This is a genomic window from Sinorhizobium sp. CB7, assembly GCF_041357635.1.
Taxonomy (GTDB): domain Bacteria; phylum Pseudomonadota; class Alphaproteobacteria; order Rhizobiales; family Rhizobiaceae; genus Rhizobium.
Genome location: NZ_JAULLL010000009.1, coordinates 153,902 through 173,352 on the forward strand (window position 1 = coordinate 153,902; position 19,451 = coordinate 173,352).

Here is a 19,451-nt window from a genome sequence, read left to right on the forward strand (position 1 = left end):
TATCTGAGCGGCGATTGCCCCTCACCCTGGCCCTCTCCCCGCTGACGGGGAGAAGGGACGAGTGTGCTGGCCGCTTGTCCCTTCTATGCCCGCAGATGGGGAACGCGTGCCCGGCGGAGCGGCGGCGGGCCATACTGGCTCGGAGCGGCGTACCATGCCTCTGATCGACCTTCCCGATTTTGCCGGCGACCTTCTCGACGAATTCGCTCGCCGAAAAGCCGATCGCGTGGACACGCCCGTCATTCAGCCAGCCGAACCGTTCCTGGACATGGCGGGGGAGGATCTGCGCCGGCGCATCTTCATGACGGAGAACGAGACCGGCGCCAGTCTCTGCCTGCGCCCGGAATTCACGATTCCGGTTTGTCTGCGCCATATCGAGACGGCGACGGGTACCCCAAAGCGCTATTCCTATCTTGGCGAAGTGTTTCGTCAGCGCCGCGACGGCGGCAATGAGTTCTATCAGGCCGGTATTGAGGATCTCGGCGATCGGGATATATCCAGCGCCGATGCCCGCGCCATCAGCGATGCGGTCGGCATCCTCTCGCGTCTTCTCCCGGGTCGCGCCTTGATTGTGACGCTGGGCGATCAGGCGGTCTTCGAGGCCGTCGTCCAGGCGCTCGGCCTGCCGCTTGGCTGGCAGAAGCGATTGATCCATGCTTTCGGCAACATGACGCAGCTCGAAACACTGCTGGGCCGGCTTGCACATCCGGAAACGGTGACCGGCCTCGATGCGGACGTGGCTGCGCTCGCCGGCGATGAGGCTGCCCTCGTGGGCCATATCGAAGAGACGATGCGGGCGACGGGCTATTCCGCCAATGTCAGCCGCTCGCCGCTGGAGATTGCGCGCCGGCTGAACGAAAAGCTGATTCTTTCCGAGACGCGGCTCGATGACGCCGCCTTCCGGATCCTGGAGGAGTTCCTTTCGCTCAATGTGCCGCTATCGGAAGCATCCGGTGCGCTTGCCGGCTTTGCCGATGCGGCGGGCCTGAAACTCAATTCGGCGCTGTCGCGCTTCGACGGGCGCATCGCCGCGCTCGAAAATATGGGCGCCGATATCACGACCATGGAATATCGCGCCGCTTTCGGCCGACCGCTCGACTATTACACCGGCCTGGTTTTCGAGGTAACGGTCGCCGGGTCCGCAGCGGTTCTCGCGGGCGGCGGCCGCTTCGATCGGCTGCTGACCTTCCTTGGCGCCCGGGATCATATTCCATCCGTCGGATTTTCGTTCTGGCTCGATAGGATCGAAGCGGCGAGGGCAGAGGCATGACCATCACGATCGCGCTGCCTTCCAAGGGCCGGATGAAGGATGACGCATCGGCAATATTCGAGCGTGCAGGGATGCGCATTGCTGCTGTCGGTAATGACCGCTCCTATCGCGGCCGTGTCGAAGGCTGGGACGATGTCGAGATTGCCTACCTTTCCGCTTCCGAGATCGCCCGCGAGATCGGCAATGGTACGGTCGATTTTGGTGTTACCGGCGAAGACCTGATCCGCGAAGGCTTGCCGGATGCCGACCGGCGCGTAGAGTTCTGCGCGCGCCTGGGCTTCGGGCATGCCAATGTCGTGGTCGCGGTGCCGGAGGTCTGGCTGGATGTCGATACGATGGCCGATCTTGGCGACGTCGCTGCGGATTTCCGCGCGCGTCACGGACGCCGTCTGGCGATCGCCACGAAATACTGGAGGCTGACGCAGCAGTTCTTCTCCAGCCAGCACGGCATCCAGCTCTATCGCATCGTCGAAAGCCTCGGTGCGACGGAAGGTGCGCCGGCCTCGGGTTCGGCCGATATCATCGTCGACATCACATCGACGGGCTCGACCTTGAAAGCCAACCATCTCAAGATCCTCTCGGACGGAACGATCCTGCGGTCCGAGGCTTGTCTTGTCCGGGCACGCAAGGAAAGTCATCCAGAGAACGGCACGGTGGCTAAAATCATGTCGGCCGTTCGCTCCGCTCTCTCGACAGCTGCTTGAGCCTAAAATAGCGATATGGTTGTGCTTGACGCATCCTCAGAAACACCTGTACGACTCGTCCTGCGTTTCCTTCAGACATAGAACGTTTCGCACCAACCGACAGTAATTGTGCGTGGAGATCCCAATGCGCCGACTGACTTCTCACGAAAATCAAATCCGAAATTCTGAGAAGTTGATGGCACATGCGCACTTTGAATCTGGGCATTCTGGCCCACGTCGATGCAGGCAAGACTAGCCTTACAGAACGACTCCTTTTTGACATTGGCGTAATCGACAAACTTGGCAGCGTCGACGGTGGCAACACCCAGACGGATAGCCTCGACCTGGAACGGCAACGTGGTATCACGATCGCAGCCGCAGTGGTGTCGTTTACCATCGGCGATTTGGTGGTGAACCTCATCGACACGCCCGGTCACCCTGACTTCATCGCCGAGGTCGAGCGGGTGCTTGCATTGCTGGATGCAGCGGTGGTCGTCATCTCAGCGGTTGAGGGTGTGCAATCTCACACCCGCGTGTTGGTTCGGGCGCTGCAGCGCCTTGGCGTTCCATTCTTATTCTTCATCAACAAGCTCGATCGTCTCGGCGCGCGCTATGACCAAGTGCTCGAGGACATTTCAAGCCAATTGTCGGTTCGGCCCATCGCGATGTCGGCCGTCGTCAATGCCGGTGGCAGGCTGGCCGAAGTCAACGCAGTCGATTTCGGACATGAGCCCTATTTCTCCATCCTCTGTGAGGCGCTTGCGGAAAACGACGAAGCCTTGCTTGACGATTATGTGTTGATCCCCGACCGCCTGACCACGGAAAGGCTCGGACATGCGCTTGCCGACCAAGTCGCCAAAGGCTTGGTGCATCCGGCTCTTGCCGGGGTGGCAATGACCGGCCTGGGTGTTCCCGCCTTGATTTCGGCCATCGAGACCTTGCTCCCTACCCGCCGCCCCGATCCGGATGGCTCCGTCATAGGGACAATCTTCAAGATCGAGCGCGGATGGGGCGGCGAAAAGCTCGCCTATATGTACCTGACCTCAGGCACCATCGAGGTGCGAGACGATCTCGATCTGCCAAGAGGGCCGGCAAAGGTAACCAGCATCCAGGTTTTCAATGAGGGTGGGATTGGCAAAGTTGCGCGTTTTAGGGCGGGGCAAATCGCTCGGCTCGGTGGACTGACCAACGCCCGGATCGGCGATGGAGTGGGCATGCGAGGGCCATCGGGCGGTCGCCACCATTTTGCCCCGCCCACTCTTGAGACCCGTGTCCTGCCACTGCGATCCTCGGAGAATACCGCACTCTGGTTGGCGCTCAGTCAACTTTCTGAACAGGATCCGCTGATCAACCTTCGCACCAACGAAGACGCGACCGAGATCTTTGTTTCGCTCTATGGCGAGGTGCAAAAGGAAGTCATTCAGGCGACCCTGTTAAATGACTTCGGTCTCGACGTTGTGTTTGAGGAAAGCACGGTCATCTGTGTGGAGAGGCCGATCGGTATCGGGAGCGGGCTCGAGATCATATTCAAGGATCCCAACCCGTTTCTTGCGACGATCGGGCTGCGTGTCGAGCCGCGACCGGAAGGGGCCGGCAACAGCTTCACCCTTGACGTGGACGTCGGGCAGATGCCCGCCAGCTTTTATCGGGCAGTGGAGGAAACCGTATTCGAAACGCTCAAGGAGGGCATTTTCGGCTGGCAGGTGATCGATTGTCACGTAGCAATGATCGCGGCGCGACATAGTTCGCCGGCGAGCACGGCGGCCGATTTCCGAAAATTGACGCCATTGGTATTGGCGTCAGCGCTGTCAGCGGCACAGACTGTCGTATGCGAGCCGATCGATCGCTTCCGTCTGGAAATTCCGAGCGGCAGTTTGAACGGCATCCTGACTTTGCTTGCGAAGTCGGGTGCGACAACGAAGGAGTCCGTGATTGCCGATAGTGTGGCGCGGCTTGAAGGGACGGTAGCATCCGCAATGGTCCAAAGCCTTCGACAACAATTGCCGGGACTGTCGAGTGGAGCGGGCATACTGGAATGTTCCTTCGATCACTATGCACCAACGGCCAGTCCCTATCGCTCACGCAAGCGCTCGGGTGCCGATCCGTATGATGATGCCGACTATCTGCTACGGATGCGATTTTTATAGTTGCAAACAAATTTCTGTCGCAAAACTCCCTCGTGAAGGCCCGGCCTTTTGCGAGAGGTTTTTGCGACAGTAGCATTCCGCATCTAAAGCCTGTCGCGTGAAAAGAGATTGACGCGAGAGGCTTTAGACTATTGTTTTCATGCATGTCGTTGTCGCAAAAGCGCTGCACACTTCTGCGCGACATGCATTAAGTCAGCGGCCGTGTTCGAAAACGGCGGCCCTCACTCTCAGAACGTTCGATCGAACTCAGGCAGTGGCAAGCGCACCACGGCGAGCGTCAACCGAATAGACACCCGGGCCACTCGTTGCGAGCATGACATAGGCGCCAGCAAGCGTGATGTTCTTCAGGAAGTTGACGAAGTTCAGCCCGTTGATCCAGCCGTTGGCTGCAGCCGGGAAATCCGGAACGTTGACCGTAGGCAGGTGGAAGACGACGCCGGTGAAGACGCAGAAGAGAGCAAGGGTCCAGCCGATGATACGGGTCTGAAAGCCGACGAGGACGGCAAGGCCGGAGACAAGTTCAAAGAGACCGGCGAGATAGGTGAGCGCGGTCGATGCCGGAAGCCCAGCGCCGGCGATCATGCCAGCGGTACCAGCGGGATCGGTGAGCTTGCCGAAGCCGGCAAAGATGAACATGAAGGATAGAAGGATACGGGCGACAAGAATGATGATGTTGTTCGTGTTGGACATTGTGGACTCCCCATAGGTGGATGCTGAACCATTTTGAAGCGGCTACTGGAGAGATCTTTTGTACGGTTTTTCGTTTCGTGGAAAGCTAAACGATTGCAGACAAATTGTTCAATAATCGGAAACGGTGAGACTGAAATAGCCCTCATCGCCGGACACTTTCAGCTTGTTCTTCGGTGGGTTGGTCTCCTAAATGCGGAACCTAGATACGGAGAAACCCATGGCAGACCTTTCCTCATTTCCCATCACCAAGCGTTGGCCCGCAAAGAATCCCGACGTCATTCAACTTTATTCGCTGCCCACACCGAATGGCGTGAAAATCTCCGTGGCGCTCGAGGAGCTTCAACTGCCCTATGAGGCGCATAGGGTTTCTTTCGACAACAATGAACAAAAGTCTCCCGAATTCGTGGCGCTCAATCCGAACGGCCGCATTCCCGCGATCATCGATCCGAACGGTCCGGATGGCAGGCCGATCGGCCTTTTCGAATCCGGCGCAATCCTGATCTATCTTGCCGAGAAGACCGGCAAGCTCATGCCAACGGACGCCGCGGGGCGTTACGAGACCATGCAATGGGTCTTCTTCCAGATGGCCGGCATCGGCCCGATGTTCGGCCAATTCGGTCACTTCTTCAAATTCGCCGCGGAGAAGGTTGCCAACAATTCTTATCCGATGGAGCGCTATCGTGACGAGACGAAGCGTCTGCTGGGCGTCCTCGAGGCACGACTGAAGGGGCGGAACTGGATCATGGGCGATCAATACACGATCGCCGACATTGCCTCTTTCCCCTGGGTTCGTGGCGTCGACATCTTCTACGGCGGCAGAGACGTGCTGGAACTGGCCAGCTTCCCGGCCGTCATGGACTGGCTGGCCCGCGCAGTCGCGCGTCCGGCAAGCGAAAGAGGTCTGAATATTCCGCAAAGGAATTGAATTTACCCGTCGGCCGAAGACAAGAGCGGGACGCCGAAACATGTGCGCGGTTTTCGGGCGACGTCCCGCTCTGGCTTTTTGATTTGGAGCCGGATTCAGATTTCAGGTCGATTCGACCTGGGGGGACTGATCTCTTCGGGAAAGCTATGCACTTCGGTTTGCCAGATGCGCGCCCGCTTCGAGCTTGAAGCGTGGGAAGACGAACACGCCGATCATGCTGCCGGCATATTTCTCTTCCAGCCCGGTCGATTCTCCCATGCAGAACAGCGGCTGACGCTGCCCGCCGGATGTGGTGATTGTGGTGGAAAAGCAGAAGGATGAGCAAAGGGCGGCTGCCTGCTCGAACAGTTCCAGGATGCGGGAACGGTCCAGGGGATCGTAGCAGCGCATGAGGCTCAGAAGGCCGCAGTCTTCCGACTTCAATCCATGAAGCATCCTGCTTCGCTCGCCGAGTTTGATCACGCCGCTCGCCATGTCCCCGATCCAGCCTTCCGACATCGAAAATTGAGTCAGCAGTTCATGGTCATGATTGTTCAGACCGAATGATCCCGGGGCGAATGGCTCGGCGGCGTTGGCTTTGGCGATCTTAAACAAGCTCTTCCCCGGTCAGGCACGGCTTCCCCGCTACACGCTTGGCAAGCACAGAAACATGATATCGCGCGAGCATCATGCTCATGCTGAAGCTTAATGTAGCCGCATGGGCCCGTCCGATGTTCCTCAGAACTGGACCGGGCTGCACCACCCGGTTGCCCGGAAGGCTCGCTCTCAAATGTCGCGGTGGCTTTTGCACCCGAACGTTCACGCCTGACGCCGTTGCTTCCGCTGCGGCTTAGCATGCAGAAATATTATCTCGGAACGAGCATTAACTGCAGGGCGGATTTATAGGAGCTTTTGGGCAAACGGCAATGACTTTTTAAGGGAAAATGCCGGCGAAAGCTGCACAGCAGCAAGCGCAAAACAGAAATTTTCGCAAAAATGTGTCAAAAAAGATCGCGATATAGGCGATTTGGAGAAAATTTGATCGCAAGAACCGGCTGAAACGACACAAAATGTGAAGAAAGTTCACAAACTGGTCCGCTCAGGAAAAATGACGATGACGCAAGCTTCACGACAGTTTCGTGCGTCCGGCTCCCGTCAAAGGCTTCCACTTTCGGTTGTTGGAAACCGCAGGAAGGGCGGCCTGAAGAAGACCGCCCTCCCTGATAGTTCGCTGTCCTGTCTTTCGTCCAGCGCGCTGACGCGCTGAACTCTGTCAAGGCAAAGCGTGATGAATATTCACGTGATAAGGCCTAAGCCCTATCACATCATGTCCATTCCGCCCATTCCGCCCATGCCGCCGGGCATTGCCGGAGCGTCCTTCTTCGGCAGTTCGGCGATCATGGCTTCGGTGGTGATCAGCAGCGAAGCAACCGAAGCTGCGTCCTGCAGAGCGGTGCGAACAACCTTGACCGGGTCGACGATGCCCATGGCGATCATGTCGCCGTATACGCCGGTCTGAGCGTTGTAGCCGTAGTTGTCTTCGCCCTTTTCAAGGATCTTGCCGACAACGATGGAAGCTTCATCACCGGCGTTTTCAGCGATCTGACGGGCCGGAGCCTGCAGAGCGCGGCGGATGATGTTGATGCCGGCTTCCTGGTCGTCGTTTTCGCCCTTGGACGAGATCTTGGCCGAAGAGCGCAGCAGAGCCGTACCGCCGCCCGGTACGATGCCTTCCTGAACGGCAGCGCGCGTCGCGTTGAGAGCGTCGTCGATGCGGTCCTTCTTTTCCTTCACTTCGACTTCCGTCGAACCGCCGACGCGGATGACGGCGACGCCGCCGGCGAGCTTGGCAAGGCGCTCCTGCAGCTTTTCGCGGTCGTAGTCGGAGGTGGTTTCCTCGATCTGTGCCTTGATCTGGCCAACACGACCTTCGATGTCGGACTTGGCGCCAGCGCCGTCGACGATCGTCGTGTTTTCCTTGGAGATCGAGACCTTCTTGGCGCGGCCGAGCATGTCGAGGGTAACATTCTCAAGCTTGATGCCGAGATCTTCGGAGATGACGGTACCGCCGGTCAGGATGGCGATGTCTTCGAGCATGGCCTTGCGGCGATCGCCGAAGCCCGGAGCCTTGACAGCAGCAATCTTCAGGCCGCCGCGCAGCTTGTTGACGACGAGCGTTGCAAGAGCTTCGCCTTCGACGTCTTCAGCAATGATGAGGAGCGGCTTGCCAGTCTGAACGACAGCTTCCAGGACCGGAAGCATTGCCTGCAGGTTGGAGAGCTTCTTTTCATGCAGGAGGATGAAGGCGTCTTCGAGGTCGGCCACCATCTTTTCCGGATTGGTCACGAAGTAGGGCGAGAGATAGCCGCGGTCGAACTGCATGCCTTCGACGACTTCGAGTTCGGTTTCGGCGGTCTTGGCCTCTTCAACCGTGATGACGCCTTCGTTGCCGACCTTCTGCATGGCTTCGGCAATATCGAGACCGATCTGCTTTTCGCCGTTTGCCGAGATCGTGCCGACCTGAGCGACTTCTTCCGACGTGTTGATCTTCTTGGCCTTGGCCTGGAGATCCTTGACGACTTCTGCAACGGCGAGGTCGATGCCGCGCTTCAGGTCCATCGGGTTCATGCCGGCAGCAACAGCCTTGGCGCCTTCGCGAACGATCGCCTGGGCAAGAACGGTTGCCGTCGTGGTGCCGTCACCGGCAACGTCGTTGGTCTTCGAAGCGACTTCGCGGACCATCTGCGCGCCCATGTTCTCGAACTTGTCTTCCAGTTCGATTTCCTTAGCGACGGTGACGCCGTCCTTGGTGATGCGCGGCGCGCCGAAGGACTTGTCGATAACGACGTTGCGGCCCTTCGGACCGAGCGTGACCTTGACCGCATCAGCAAGGATATCGACGCCGCGCAGCATCTTTTCGCGGGCGGAGCGGCCGAATTTTACGTCTTTAGCTGCCATGTTTTGAAACTCCTGAATTTGAGTTGTTCCGGGCGAGGCCCGTCAGCTATTTCGGGAAAATGGGTCGGCCGGATCAGCCGATAATGCCCATGATGTCGGCTTCCTTCATGATCAGAAGGTCTTCGCCATTGAGCTTGACTTCGGTGCCGGACCACTTGCCGAAGAGGACGCGGTCGCCGACCTTGACATCGAGAGCGACGATCTTGCCGGATTCATCGCGAGCGCCGGAACCGACGGCGACGATTTCGCCTTCCTGCGGCTTTTCCTTTGCGGTGTCGGGAATGATGATGCCGCCCTTGGTCTTTTCTTCGGACTCAACGCGGCGCACGACGACGCGGTCATGGAGCGGACGGAAATTGGTGCTTGCCATTGTCTAATCCCTCGATCAAATGACATTCGCGGATCGGAGACGATCCACATGGAGGATGTTAGCACTCGTCTCTCTCGAGTGCTAACGGCCGAGCATTTAGGGATGGCTTTCTTTTGAGTCAAGAAGATCAGTCACGAAATTTGCGCCGAAAATAAGGAGAACGGCGATCTTTGGTTAATGCGGCGCATCAAAATGGCGGTGTTTTTCAAGAGCGGAGAGCGGAGACGCCCCTCACTAGGTGACCTTCCTGAGGCATGAACATTCAGCGCAGCTCCGCGATATGCGAACGTATCAGGTTATCGACATTGTAGATGGTGCAATGCGCAAAAGCACAGTTGCAATGCGGCAAGAAAGGCGTGCCGGGTAGCCTTTCCCCCTTGTAATCTCGGCGTCGGTTTGCAATGTCAGCGGCATGAAATCACGAGACGAGGTAGGAATGGCCAGGCAGATTGAGAACCTCGCTGAAATCAGCGACCGGTACGATGTGGTTCTCTGCGATGTGTGGGGCGTATTGCACAACGGTGTCGATGCCTTTCCGAAAGCGGACGAAGCGCTGCAACGGGCGCGGGCCAAAGGTGTCACGGTCGTGCTCATCACCAATTCGCCGCGCGTGGCGCCGCATGTCGTGACGCAATTGCGCCAGATCGGCATCTCGGACGGCGCCTATGATCGTATTGTCACGTCGGGCGATGTCACCCGCGGGCTCATCGCCGTCGGACCGAGGAAGGTCTTCCTGCTCGGCCCGACCCGCGATCTCGGGATCCTTGAAGGGCTGGATGTCGAACGCGTCGAGGCGGACGAGGCCGATAGTCTCGTCTGTACGGGCTTCTACGATGACGAGACCGACACGCCGGAAGACTATACGGACATGCTGAAGGCCTTTCAGGCGCGGCATATCCCGATGATCTGTGCCAATCCCGATCTGGTCGTCGAGCGCGGGCATCGCATCATTCCCTGCGCCGGAGCCATGGCTGCCTATTACCATCAGCTCGGCGGCGAGACGCGCATTGCCGGCAAGCCCCATACGCCGATCTACGAGGCGGCGCTCTCGGCCGCCCAGGAAGTGCGCGGCGAATTTCCGCTCTCGCGCGTTCTTGCCATCGGTGACGGCATGCCGACCGATGTGCGCGGTGCGCTCGGTTATGGTCTCGATCTTCTCTATGTCAGCGGTGGCATTCACGCGAAGGAATATACGCTTGACGGCAAGACCGACGAGGCGATCCTGCATGCTTATCTGGAACGGGAAGGGGCAACCCCGAAGTGGTGGCTGACACGCCTTGCCTGATCTGAACGGAAAATGATCGCATGACCGTCTTTCATCGCAATGAAACCCGCGATCCGCTGCCGGAGACCCTCAAGGGCGGCGTCATAGCCATCGGCAATTTCGACGGCGTGCATCGCGGTCATCAGTCGGTGCTGAACCGGGCGCTGGAGATCGCAAAGGATCGGGGCATACCCGCCCTCGTTCTGACTTTCGAGCCGCATCCGCGCACCGTCTTTCGGCCGGACCAGCCGGTGTTCCGGTTGACGCCCGCTCCGCTCAAGGCCCGCATCCTTGAAGCCATGGGCTTCAACGCGGTGATCGAATATCCCTTCGACCGCGAATTCTCGCAGCGTTCCGCCGACGAATTCGTGCATTCCATCCTGATCGACTGGCTCGGAGCATCCGAGGTGGTTACCGGTTTCGATTTTCATTTCGGCCGCGGACGCGAGGGCGGACCTGCTTTCCTCATGGATGCCGGACATAGATACGGTTTCGGGGTGACGTTGATCGACGCCTTTCGCGACGAAAATACCGATGTCATCTCGTCGAGCCATATCCGCACGCTTCTTGCCGACGGCGAGGTGGCGGAGGCTGCCGGCCTGCTCGGCTATCGCTATACGATCGAGGCCGAGGTGATCGGCGGCGAGAAGCTCGGCCGCACGCTCGGATTCCCGACGGCCAACATGCGGCTTCCACCAGAAGCGGAGTTGAAATCCGGCATCTATGCCGTGCGGTTTCGTCTCGCGGACGGAAGTCTTTATGACGGGGTCGCGAGCTACGGACGGCGCCCCACCGTGATGGAGAATGGCGCGCCGCTGCTCGAAACCTATGTGTTCGATTTCGATGGCGATCTCTACGGCCAGATCTGCGCGGTCTCCCTCTTCGGCTATCTTCGCCCCGAGTTGAAATTTGACGGGCTGGAGGCTCTCGTCGAGCAGATCAGGCGTGACGAGGAGGAGGCGAGGGCACTGCTTTCCGGTGTCCGGCCGCTCAGCGAGATCGACATGCTGATCGCCTTTAGAGCCGGATGATTTCAGGTTGAATCGACCTGAAATCTGATCCGCCTCTAAAATAAGGAGTTGGAGCGGCATGTCCCGAAAACCGCGCACACTTTGCGGCACTCGTTTTAGCTGAGAAACGACGGGCTGCCAAATTCGGGAAAATTCAGGCACCGGCCTTGAGCCGAGACTCAAGTGCCCTATTCCTTGCGGATGATAAGACGCGGAACCGCCGCGCCCGGTCGCCAATCTCGCAAAGGCAAACTCAAGATGGATGGACGTTTTGGAACGGCAGCCTGCTGGCTGCTCATCATTCCCTATATCGGCCTGCTTTGGGTCCCCTTCTACAACAGCCACGATCCTGTGTTCCTCGGGTTCCCCTTCTTCTACTGGTACCAGCTTGCCTGGGTGCCGATCACATCTTTCCTGACCTGGATCGCCTACCGGAGCATGCGCCATGACGACTGACATGAACGTAACGGCGCTTTCCGTCTTCATCTTTTTTTTCGCGCTCGTCACCGTCATGGGCTTCATCGCAGCGCGCTGGCGCAAGCCGGCGACGCTTGCCCACATCGACGAATGGGGCCTCGGCGGACGCAGCTTCGGCACCTGGATCACCTGGTTTCTCGTCGGCGGCGACTTTTACACCGCCTATACCGTGATCGCCGTTCCGGCGCTGGTCTACGCGGTTGGCGCCTACGGCTTTTTCGCTCTTCCATACACGATCATCGTTTATCCCTTCGTCTTCATGGTCATGCCTCTTCTCTGGCAGCGTGCCAGGGATCACGGTTACGTGACGGCAGGCGACGTGGTGCATGGTCAGTATGGTTCGCGCGCGCTGGAGCTGGCCGTGGCGATCACCGGGGTCATCGCGACCATGCCCTATATCGCGCTGCAGCTTGTTGGGATGGCAGCGGCGTTCAAGGCTCTCGGGCTTCACGGAGAATTGCCGCTGGCGCTCGCCTTCATCATCCTGGCGCTCTACACCTACTCGGCAGGTCTCCGTGCGCCAGCGCTCATTGCCTTCGTCAAGGACATCATGATCTATATCGTGGTGATTGCGGCTGTGGCTTTGATCCCCTCAAAGCTCGGTGGCTATGCCAACGTCTTCGCCTCTGCCGATGCGGCGTTCCAGGCGAAGGGTTCGGGTAGCCTGCTTCTGGCCGGTAACCAGTATGTCGCCTATGCGACGCTTGCGCTCGGCTCAGCGTTGGCGGCTTTCATGTATCCGCATACGCTGACCGGCATCTTTGCCTCCAACAGCGGCAAAACCATTCGCAAGAATGCCGTGCTGCTGCCGGCCTACACGCTGCTGCTCGGCCTGCTGGCACTTCTCGGCTATATGGGACATGCCGCGAACCTGACGCTGGAAAGCCCAAATGACGTGGTGCCTGCGCTCTTCCAGACATTGTTCTCAAGCTGGTTTGCCGGCTTCGCCTTCGCTGCGATCGCCATCGGGCGCTTGTCCCCGCGGCGGTGATGAGCATCGGTGCGGCCAACCTCTTTACCCGCAATTTCTGGAAGGCCTATGTCAATCCGCAGGTGACGACCGAAGGTGAGGCAAAGGTCGCCAAGGTGACGTCGCTCATCGTCAAGATCGGCGCACTGCTCGTCATCATCTTCCTGCCGACGCAGTTCGCGCTCGACCTGCAGCTTCTGGGAGGCATCTGGATCCTGCAAACGCTGCCGGCACTGGTCTTCGGCCTCTACTCCAACTGGTTCCGCGCGCCCGGGCTGCTTGCAGGCTGGGTCGTCGGCTTCTTCGGCGGCACTTTACTGGTATGGATCAATGAGCTTAAGCCGCTGCAACCGGTCAGTATCAGCGACATACATTTCACGGTCTACATCGGTTTGCTGGCGCTCGTCGCCAATATTGTTGTCGCGGTGGTCGTGAACATGCTGGTGCCGGCGCGGGAAACGGCGCGAGCGTAAGCCGACACGGCTCCCACCGGCCGCGGGCGGAGCGTCCGCGGCTTTTCCATGATCGACGATGGCTGATCCCTCTTCCTTTTCCTGTCAAAAACGCCTATGTAGCGCGGCTATGACCCGTTTTCGGCTGACAATGGCAATACGAATTATTGGCCCGGCCTTCCGCGCGCGCTGAGCGGCCGGAAGGTCCGGGTTTTTGCGCTTGTCCCGCAAGCGCTTTCCGCCACCGAAAATTACAAGCTGGATGCGCCCTTCGTGGTGCCAGAGACGATTGCCGACCATGACCGATACCGCCGAAAAGATCGACTATTCGAAAACCCTTTACCTGCCCGAGACCGATTTCCCGATGCGTGCCGGCCTGCCGCAGAAGGAGCCGGAGCTCGTCAAGCGCTGGCAGGATATGGACCTTTACAAGAAGCTGCGGACTTCCGCTGCCGGCCGCACGAAATTCGTGCTGCATGACGGTCCGCCCTATGCCAATGGCAATATCCATATCGGCCATGCGCTGAACAAGATCCTGAAGGACGTCATCACCCGTTCCTTTCAGATGCGCGGCTACGATTCCAACTACGTCCCGGGCTGGGACTGCCACGGCCTTCCGATCGAATGGAAGATCGAGGAAAAGTACCGCGAGAAGGGCAAGAACAAGGACGAGGTGCCAGTCAACGAATTCCGTCAGGAATGCCGGGACTTTGCCGCCGGCTGGATCAAGGTCCAGTCCGAAGAGTTCAAGCGGCTCGGGATCGTGGGCGATTTCGACAATCCCTATCTGACGATGAACTTCCATGCGGAAGCGCGCATCGCCGGCGAGCTCCTGAAGATCGCAAAAAGCGGCCAGCTCTACCGCGGCTCCAAGCCGATCATGTGGTCGGTGGTCGAGCGCACGGCGCTGGCTGAAGCCGAAGTCGAGTATCAGGACTACGAAAGCGACACCATCTGGGTGAAGTTTCCGGTTGCCGAGGCGCGTGAGGAATTGCAGGGAGCCTTCGTCGTCATCTGGACCACGACGCCCTGGACGATCCCCGGCAACCGGGCGATCTCCTATTCGTCGCGCATCTGCTATGGCCTCTATGAAGTCACCGCGGCCGAAAATGATTTCGGTCCGCGTCCCGGCGAAAAGCTGATCTTTGCCGATCGGCTGGCGGAAGAATCCTTTGCCAAGGCAAAGCTGCAATACCGGCGCCTGCAGGACGTTTCCGCCAAGGATTTCGCCGCGATGATCTGCGCCCATCCCTTCAAGGGACTCGGCGGCGGTTACGAATTCCCGGTACCGATGCTCGACGGCGATCATGTCACCGATGATGCCGGCACCGGTTTCGTGCACACCTCTCCCAGCCACGGTCGCGAGGACTTCGATATCTGGACGAGCGAAGCGCGCAACCTGCACGCGCGGGGCATCTCGACGGATATCCCCTTCACGGTGAATGATGGCGGCTTCTTCACCGCGGATGCTCCCGGTCTCGAAGGTGCGCGCGTCATCGACGACAACGGCAAGAAGGGCGATGCCAACGATCGCGTCATCAAGGAGCTGATTGCCCGCGATGCATTGTTCGCCCGCGGCAGGCTGAAGCATTCCTATCCGCATTCGTGGCGCTCAAAGAAGCCGGTCATCTTCCGCAACACGCCGCAATGGTTCGTCTATATGGACAAGGAGCTTGGCGACGGTACGACGCTGCGTTCGCGTGCGCTGAAGGCGATCGACGACACGCGCTTCGTGCCCGCTGCCGGTCAGAATCGCTTGCGCGCGATGATCGAAACCCGCCCGGATTGGGTTCTTTCCCGCCAGCGCGCCTGGGGTGTACCGATCTGCGTCTTCGTCAGTGAGCGGGGCGAGATCCTGCAGGATGATGCCGTCGATGCGCGCATCCTCGAAGCCTTCGAGAAGGAGGGCGCCGACGCATGGTTTGCCGAAGGCGCGCGCGAGCGTTTCCTAGGCAGCCGCGCCAATGAGCCGTGGACGCAGGTCATGGATATCCTCGATGTCTGGTTTGACTCGGGTTCCACCCACACCTTCACGCTCGAGGACCGTCCTGACCTGAAATGGCCGGCCGACGTCTATCTCGAAGGTTCGGACCAGCATCGCGGCTGGTTCCATTCCTCGCTGCTGGAGTCGGCCGCTACCCGGGGTCGCGCGCCTTACAACGCCGTCATCACCCATGGCTTCACCATGGACGAGAAGGGCGAAAAGATGTCGAAGTCCAAGGGCAACGTCGTCTCCCCCCAGGAAGTGATGAAGGATGCCGGCGCCGACATCCTGCGCCTCTGGGTCATGACGACGGATTACTGGGAAGACCAGCGCCTCGGCAAGACCATCATCCAGACGAATGTCGACGCCTATCGCAAGCTGCGCAACACCATCCGCTGGATGCTCGGCACGCTCGCCCACGACAAGGGCGAGGTCATCGCGCTGGCAGACCTGCCTGAACTCGAACAGCTGATGCTGCATCGCCTGTCGGAGCTCGATCAGCTCGTGCGTGAAGGGTATGAGGCTTTCGACTTCAAGCGCATCGCTCGGGCCCTTATCGATTTCTCGAATGTCGAGCTCTCGGCCTTCTATTTCGATATCCGCAAGGATGCGCTCTATTGTGATGCGCCGTCGAGTCTGAGACGCCGCTCAAGCCTGCATGTCATCCGTACGATCTTCGATTGCATGGTGACCTGGCTGGCGCCGATGCTTCCCTTTACGATGGAGGAGGCTTGGCTGTCGCGCAATCCGTCAGCGGTCTCCGTTCATCTCGAACAGTTTGCACCCGTTGCGAAGGAATGGCGCAACGATGCTCTTGCCGAGAAATGGCGCAAGATCCGCTCTGTCCGCACGGTCGTCACCGGCGCACTGGAAATCGAACGCAAGGACAAGCGCATCGGGTCTTCGCTTGAGGCTGCGCCCGTCGTCCATGTTGCCGATCCGGAGCTCTTGAAGGCGCTGGAGGGCCAGGACTTCTCCGAAGTGTGCATCACCTCGGGAATCACGATCGAAGGTTCCGAGGGCCCGGCCGATGCCTTCCGCCTGCCTGAAGTGCCGCGTGTCAGCGTGGTTCCGAAGCTTGCCGAAGGCATCAAATGCGCGCGCTCCTGGCGCATCACCAAGGACGTCGGCTCCGATCCGGATTATCCGGACGTATCGGCGCGCGATGCTGCTGCTTTGCGCGAACTTGCCGCAATGAAGTGAAGAATATTACCGGATGAATTGCACTAAATGCGTTCATCCGGTAATAGATGCCTGAAATTGGCCGGATTTTTGCGTCAGGGGGACGATAGTCCGGGTGAGAATGGGTGCACCGGCACTGCTGGAAGGGATCTGATGATAGCGACACATAGGTTTCGTGTAGGCGCCTGCCTGGCCGCGCTGGTCGCAGGCTGTGGGATGCTATCCGGCTGCCTGAGCAGCCCGACCTATGGGACCGACAAGACCGCGCTGGAACAGCTTACGGACGATCTTGGTTCGGCGGTTTCCATCGGCTCGACAAATCAGAAGAACAAGGGCGTCAAATATTCGCCTCGTCCGGGACTCGTCATGCCGGCCGCTGCGGAGAAAGAACAGCTGATCGCGCCCCAGCAGTCGATTGCCGGCAAGGACAATCCGCAATGGGTCGAGTCTCCCGAGGAGACGCGCCAGCGCCTCGTCGCGGAAGCCGACGACAATGCCAATAATCCGAATTATCGCTCGCCGCTCGCCGGGCCAAATGGCGCGAGCAATCACATGACCGCCAAGCAGCAGCAGGAGGCCTATCGCGAGGCTCGCAAGCTGCAGCAGGGCGCATACATCGATCAGCGTCGATCCCTGACCGATCCGCCGGCGCAGTATCGCAGCGTGCCGGACGAAACCGCTCTGAACGATCTCGGCACGCCGGAGCTGAAGAAGGAAAAGCAGCGCAAAAAGGAAGCTGCCGTTGCCAAGAGCGGCTCCAGCTGGTGGAGCTTCTTCCAATAACGATAGGCTGATCTGAGGACGGCTCACTACAGGCTGTGCGTCTTATCAGACGCACAGAGGTTGCTGTAGCACTTTGAATTGCTGCATGTTTCCTTAAATCGGCTCCGATTTAAGGAAACATGCAGCAGACGTTCTGTTGCATAAGTCCCTCTATTGCTGCATAAAAATCAGACGAAAAATTGTCGCTTAATCGGCAGTTTTGCGACCCGTGCGTGATGCAGGTCATTCCGTTGAGGACCTGCTGGTGTCGCCGCCGGCACGAAAGCCGTAATTCGCCTCGTGGCGGCCAGCATTAAAAAGTGATGTTCTGATTTGGACAGCAGGCTGCTACTTTTTGTTCTCGATATCCCCCGCCATTTCCTTGAACAACCAATCACGAAATGCCTTGACCTTTTTCTGTCTCAACGCGCTGGCAAGATAGACAACATAGTATTTCGACGCGGACTTCATCCTGAGATCAAAGGGACATACCAGCCGACCGGCCGCCATGTCCGCAGAAACGAGCGCGCTCCTGCCCAAGAGTACGCCCTCGCCGTGAACCGCAGCCTCGACAGCGTAAGTCGCTGAATCGAACTTCACGCCACTCCTCGGACTAATTTCATCCAGGCCGGCGCGCTGCAGCCACATAGCCCAGTCGATGCGAAAGTTGTCGTGAATGAGCGTGTGATGTTTCAGGTCGCTCGGCTCCCGCAAGGAATGCTCTCCCTGTAGCAGTTCTGGACTGCAGACCGGAAAAACCTCTTCCTCTGAAAGAAACTCCGAAACCACTCCTTTATACTGTCCGCTGCCATATCGGATCGCGATGTCGATCCCGTCCCTGACGAAGTCTGCCAGACCCCCGGAGGTGGAAACGCGTACATCAATATCACGATTGGCCCGATGAAAGCGGTGAAGCCTCGGCACCAGCCATCGGCCGGCGAATCCGTCCGAAGTGCTGACGTTGAGGACACCAGCCGACCTCGGTGCCGTGGCAACGATCGTCGCGGCGCTTATCTGGTCGAGTGCGGCGGCGATCTCTGCCGCATAGGCGGCACCCGCGGGCGTTAGACGCACGGACCGTGTCCCTCTTTCGAAGAGCTGGATACCAAGTCGTTCTTCGATATTGCGGACAGCGCGGCTAATTGCACCATGCGTCAGGTTCAGCTCGGCCGCTGCATTCGTGAAGCTCAGGTGACGAGCCGCGGCATCAAAGGCCGGAAGGGCGGTTAGGGGCGGAAGTTTTCGGGCCATATCGATTTGTGATTTTTTCTCACTAATACTGCATCATAATTCGTTTGTCGTCCAGGCGTTAATTGCATCACACTTCAGTAATAAAAGGCGTTGCCTCAAGGCATAACCGATCACGATGAAGCATCAGAAAGGATGAAGCTGTGAGCAAAATTCATACTATGTTGAACACCCGCGACCGCATGGAACCACCGCTCGGCCGCTTCCTCTTGTCCGCAATCGAGACCGTTCGTGCCGCGGTGTATGGATTTTCCGCCGATCTGACCACCAAACTCGAAGATCGCCGGGCGATGCGGCGCATCGCCCGTTTTTCTGATCATCGACTCCAGGACATCGCCTTCGAGCGCGACTGGGACGGTTCGATTGTCCCCGTCATCCCCGACCCTCGGTATGCCCGCGCGGAAGCTAATGCATGTCGCGCAAAAGTGTGCAGCGGTTTTTGCGGCAACGACATGCATGAAAAACAATGAACTAAAGCCTGTTGCGTGAATCTCTTTTCACGCGACAGGCTTTAGTTAGCTCGCGTCAGATCAACTCTGATTTTTCAATTGCGCTCAATTCCGGGCGTTATCCCAAAAACCAAATAAAAACCAAATGAAGCGAAGAGGAGGCAGCACGATGCCTAAGATTTATCCCCATCTCTGGTTCGAATCCCAGGCGGAAGAAGCCATGGAATTTTATACCGCCGTGTTCAAGGACTCCAAGTTCCTCGCGCGCACGGAACTACCTGATCCCGAGCTTTCGGTGGTCCGTTTCGAGCTGGCTGGTCAGCCCATCGTCGCCCTGAATGCTCACTCGCACGCGCCTTACAACGAGGCGTTCTCCTTCCTGGTGGAGACCGAAAGTCAGGAAGAGACCGACTATTACTGGGAGGCGCTGACGGCGAATGGCGGCAAGGAACAGCCCTGTGGGTGGTTGACCGACAGGTTCGGCGTCTATTGGCAGGTCACCCCAACCACCCTGCTTCAAATGATCGCGGACCCGGACGGGGAGAAGGCCAGCCGTGTGATGCAGGCCATGTACAAGATGAGGAAGATAATCATTGCCGATCTCGAGCGCGCATATCACGGCTGAAGGGCC

The 19,451-nt window shown here is 58.7% G+C and carries 16 protein-coding genes and 1 pseudogene; 12 read left to right on the plus strand and 5 right to left on the minus strand.

The features are described from left to right. Nucleotides 1-154 precede the first annotated feature (154 nt). The 3 genes from AAE029_RS18295 to AAE029_RS18305 all read left to right on the plus strand — a co-directional run bounded on the left by AAE029_RS18295 (nt 155) and on the right by AAE029_RS18305 (nt 4,100). On the plus strand, nt 155-1,270 hold the full coding sequence (locus tag AAE029_RS18295) for an ATP phosphoribosyltransferase regulatory subunit (protein ID WP_371074294.1): 1,116 nt from the start codon (nt 155-157) through the stop codon (nt 1,268-1,270). After that, nucleotides 1,267-1,974, plus strand: coding sequence for an ATP phosphoribosyltransferase (hisG, locus tag AAE029_RS18300; RefSeq protein WP_371074295.1), 708 nt, complete (start codon nt 1,267-1,269; stop codon nt 1,972-1,974). The genes AAE029_RS18295 and hisG overlap by 4 nt, the downstream gene beginning before the upstream one ends. A 182-nt stretch (nt 1,975-2,156) precedes the next feature. Then, on the plus strand, nt 2,157-4,100 hold the full coding sequence (locus AAE029_RS18305; RefSeq protein WP_371074296.1) for a GTP-binding protein: 1,944 nt from the start codon (nt 2,157-2,159) through the stop codon (nt 4,098-4,100). A gap of 246 nt (nt 4,101-4,346) precedes the next feature. On the opposite strand, the gene AAE029_RS18310 is transcribed toward AAE029_RS18305, so the two are convergent. After that, nucleotides 4,347-4,790 carry a DoxX family protein gene (locus tag AAE029_RS18310; protein WP_371074297.1) on the minus strand — a complete coding sequence of 148 codons (444 nt, stop codon included), beginning with the start codon at nt 4,788-4,790 and terminating at the stop codon, nt 4,347-4,349. A gap of 217 nt (nt 4,791-5,007) precedes the next feature. Between AAE029_RS18310 and AAE029_RS18315 the strand changes: the two genes are divergently transcribed. Then, the gene (locus AAE029_RS18315) at nt 5,008-5,715 is read left to right on the plus strand and encodes a glutathione binding-like protein (protein WP_371074298.1); all 708 of its coding nucleotides are present in this window, start codon (nt 5,008-5,010) and stop codon (nt 5,713-5,715) included. A 144-nt stretch (nt 5,716-5,859) separates the two neighbouring features. On the opposite strand, the gene AAE029_RS18320 is transcribed toward AAE029_RS18315, so the two are convergent. From AAE029_RS18320 to groES, 3 genes are all read right to left on the minus strand, one after another. Next, nucleotides 5,860-6,309 (minus strand): hypothetical protein, encoded by a 450-nt coding sequence (locus tag AAE029_RS18320; RefSeq protein WP_371074299.1) that lies wholly within the window; start codon nt 6,307-6,309, stop codon nt 5,860-5,862. 705 nt (nt 6,310-7,014) lie between these two features. Next, nucleotides 7,015-8,652 (minus strand): chaperonin GroEL, encoded by a 1,638-nt coding sequence (gene groL, locus AAE029_RS18325; RefSeq protein WP_371074300.1) that lies wholly within the window; start codon nt 8,650-8,652, stop codon nt 7,015-7,017. A 73-nt stretch (nt 8,653-8,725) separates the two neighbouring features. Then, nucleotides 8,726-9,022: a co-chaperone GroES gene (groES, locus tag AAE029_RS18330; protein ID WP_097135412.1), complete on the minus strand. Its 297-nt coding sequence runs from the start codon at nt 9,020-9,022 to the stop codon at nt 8,726-8,728. A 436-nt stretch (nt 9,023-9,458) separates the two neighbouring features. On the opposite strand from groES, the gene AAE029_RS18335 reads away from it, so the two are divergent. From AAE029_RS18335 to AAE029_RS18360, 6 genes and pseudogenes are all read left to right on the plus strand, one after another. Next, nucleotides 9,459-10,307 carry a TIGR01459 family HAD-type hydrolase gene (locus tag AAE029_RS18335; protein ID WP_371074301.1) on the plus strand — a complete coding sequence of 283 codons (849 nt, stop codon included), beginning with the start codon at nt 9,459-9,461 and terminating at the stop codon, nt 10,305-10,307. 20 nt (nt 10,308-10,327) lie between these two features. Continuing rightward, complete coding sequence (locus AAE029_RS18340; RefSeq protein WP_371074302.1) at nt 10,328-11,317, plus strand: bifunctional riboflavin kinase/FAD synthetase; 990 nt, start codon at nt 10,328-10,330, stop codon at nt 11,315-11,317. A gap of 237 nt (nt 11,318-11,554) precedes the next feature. After that, a complete protein-coding gene (locus AAE029_RS18345; protein WP_371074303.1) occupies nt 11,555-11,752 on the plus strand; it encodes a DUF3311 domain-containing protein in 198 nt (65 codons plus the stop codon). Further along, a pseudogene (gene mctP / locus AAE029_RS18350) lies at nt 11,742-13,216 on the plus strand (monocarboxylate uptake permease MctP). Before AAE029_RS18345 ends, mctP begins: the two are co-directional and overlap by 11 nt. A gap of 277 nt (nt 13,217-13,493) precedes the next feature. Then, on the plus strand, nt 13,494-16,382 hold the full coding sequence (ileS, locus tag AAE029_RS18355) for an isoleucine--tRNA ligase (protein WP_371074304.1): 2,889 nt from the start codon (nt 13,494-13,496) through the stop codon (nt 16,380-16,382). A gap of 132 nt (nt 16,383-16,514) precedes the next feature. Continuing rightward, nucleotides 16,515-17,144, plus strand: coding sequence for a hypothetical protein (locus AAE029_RS18360; protein ID WP_371074305.1), 630 nt, complete (start codon nt 16,515-16,517; stop codon nt 17,142-17,144). Nucleotides 17,145-17,471: 327 nt separating this feature from the next. Here the strand turns inward: AAE029_RS18360 and gcvA are convergent, their stop codons facing one another. After that, nucleotides 17,472-18,374, minus strand: coding sequence for a transcriptional regulator GcvA (gene gcvA, locus AAE029_RS18365; protein WP_371074306.1), 903 nt, complete (start codon nt 18,372-18,374; stop codon nt 17,472-17,474). A 140-nt stretch (nt 18,375-18,514) separates the two neighbouring features. On the opposite strand from gcvA, the gene AAE029_RS18370 reads away from it, so the two are divergent. Together AAE029_RS18370 and AAE029_RS18375 are read left to right on the plus strand one after the other, a co-directional pair. After that, the gene (locus AAE029_RS18370) at nt 18,515-18,841 is read left to right on the plus strand and encodes a hypothetical protein (RefSeq protein ID WP_371074307.1); all 327 of its coding nucleotides are present in this window, start codon (nt 18,515-18,517) and stop codon (nt 18,839-18,841) included. Nucleotides 18,842-18,989: 148 nt separating this feature from the next. Further along, on the plus strand, nt 18,990-19,445 hold the full coding sequence (locus AAE029_RS18375; RefSeq protein ID WP_371074308.1) for a VOC family protein: 456 nt from the start codon (nt 18,990-18,992) through the stop codon (nt 19,443-19,445). The last annotated feature ends 6 nt before the right edge of the window (nt 19,446-19,451 follow it).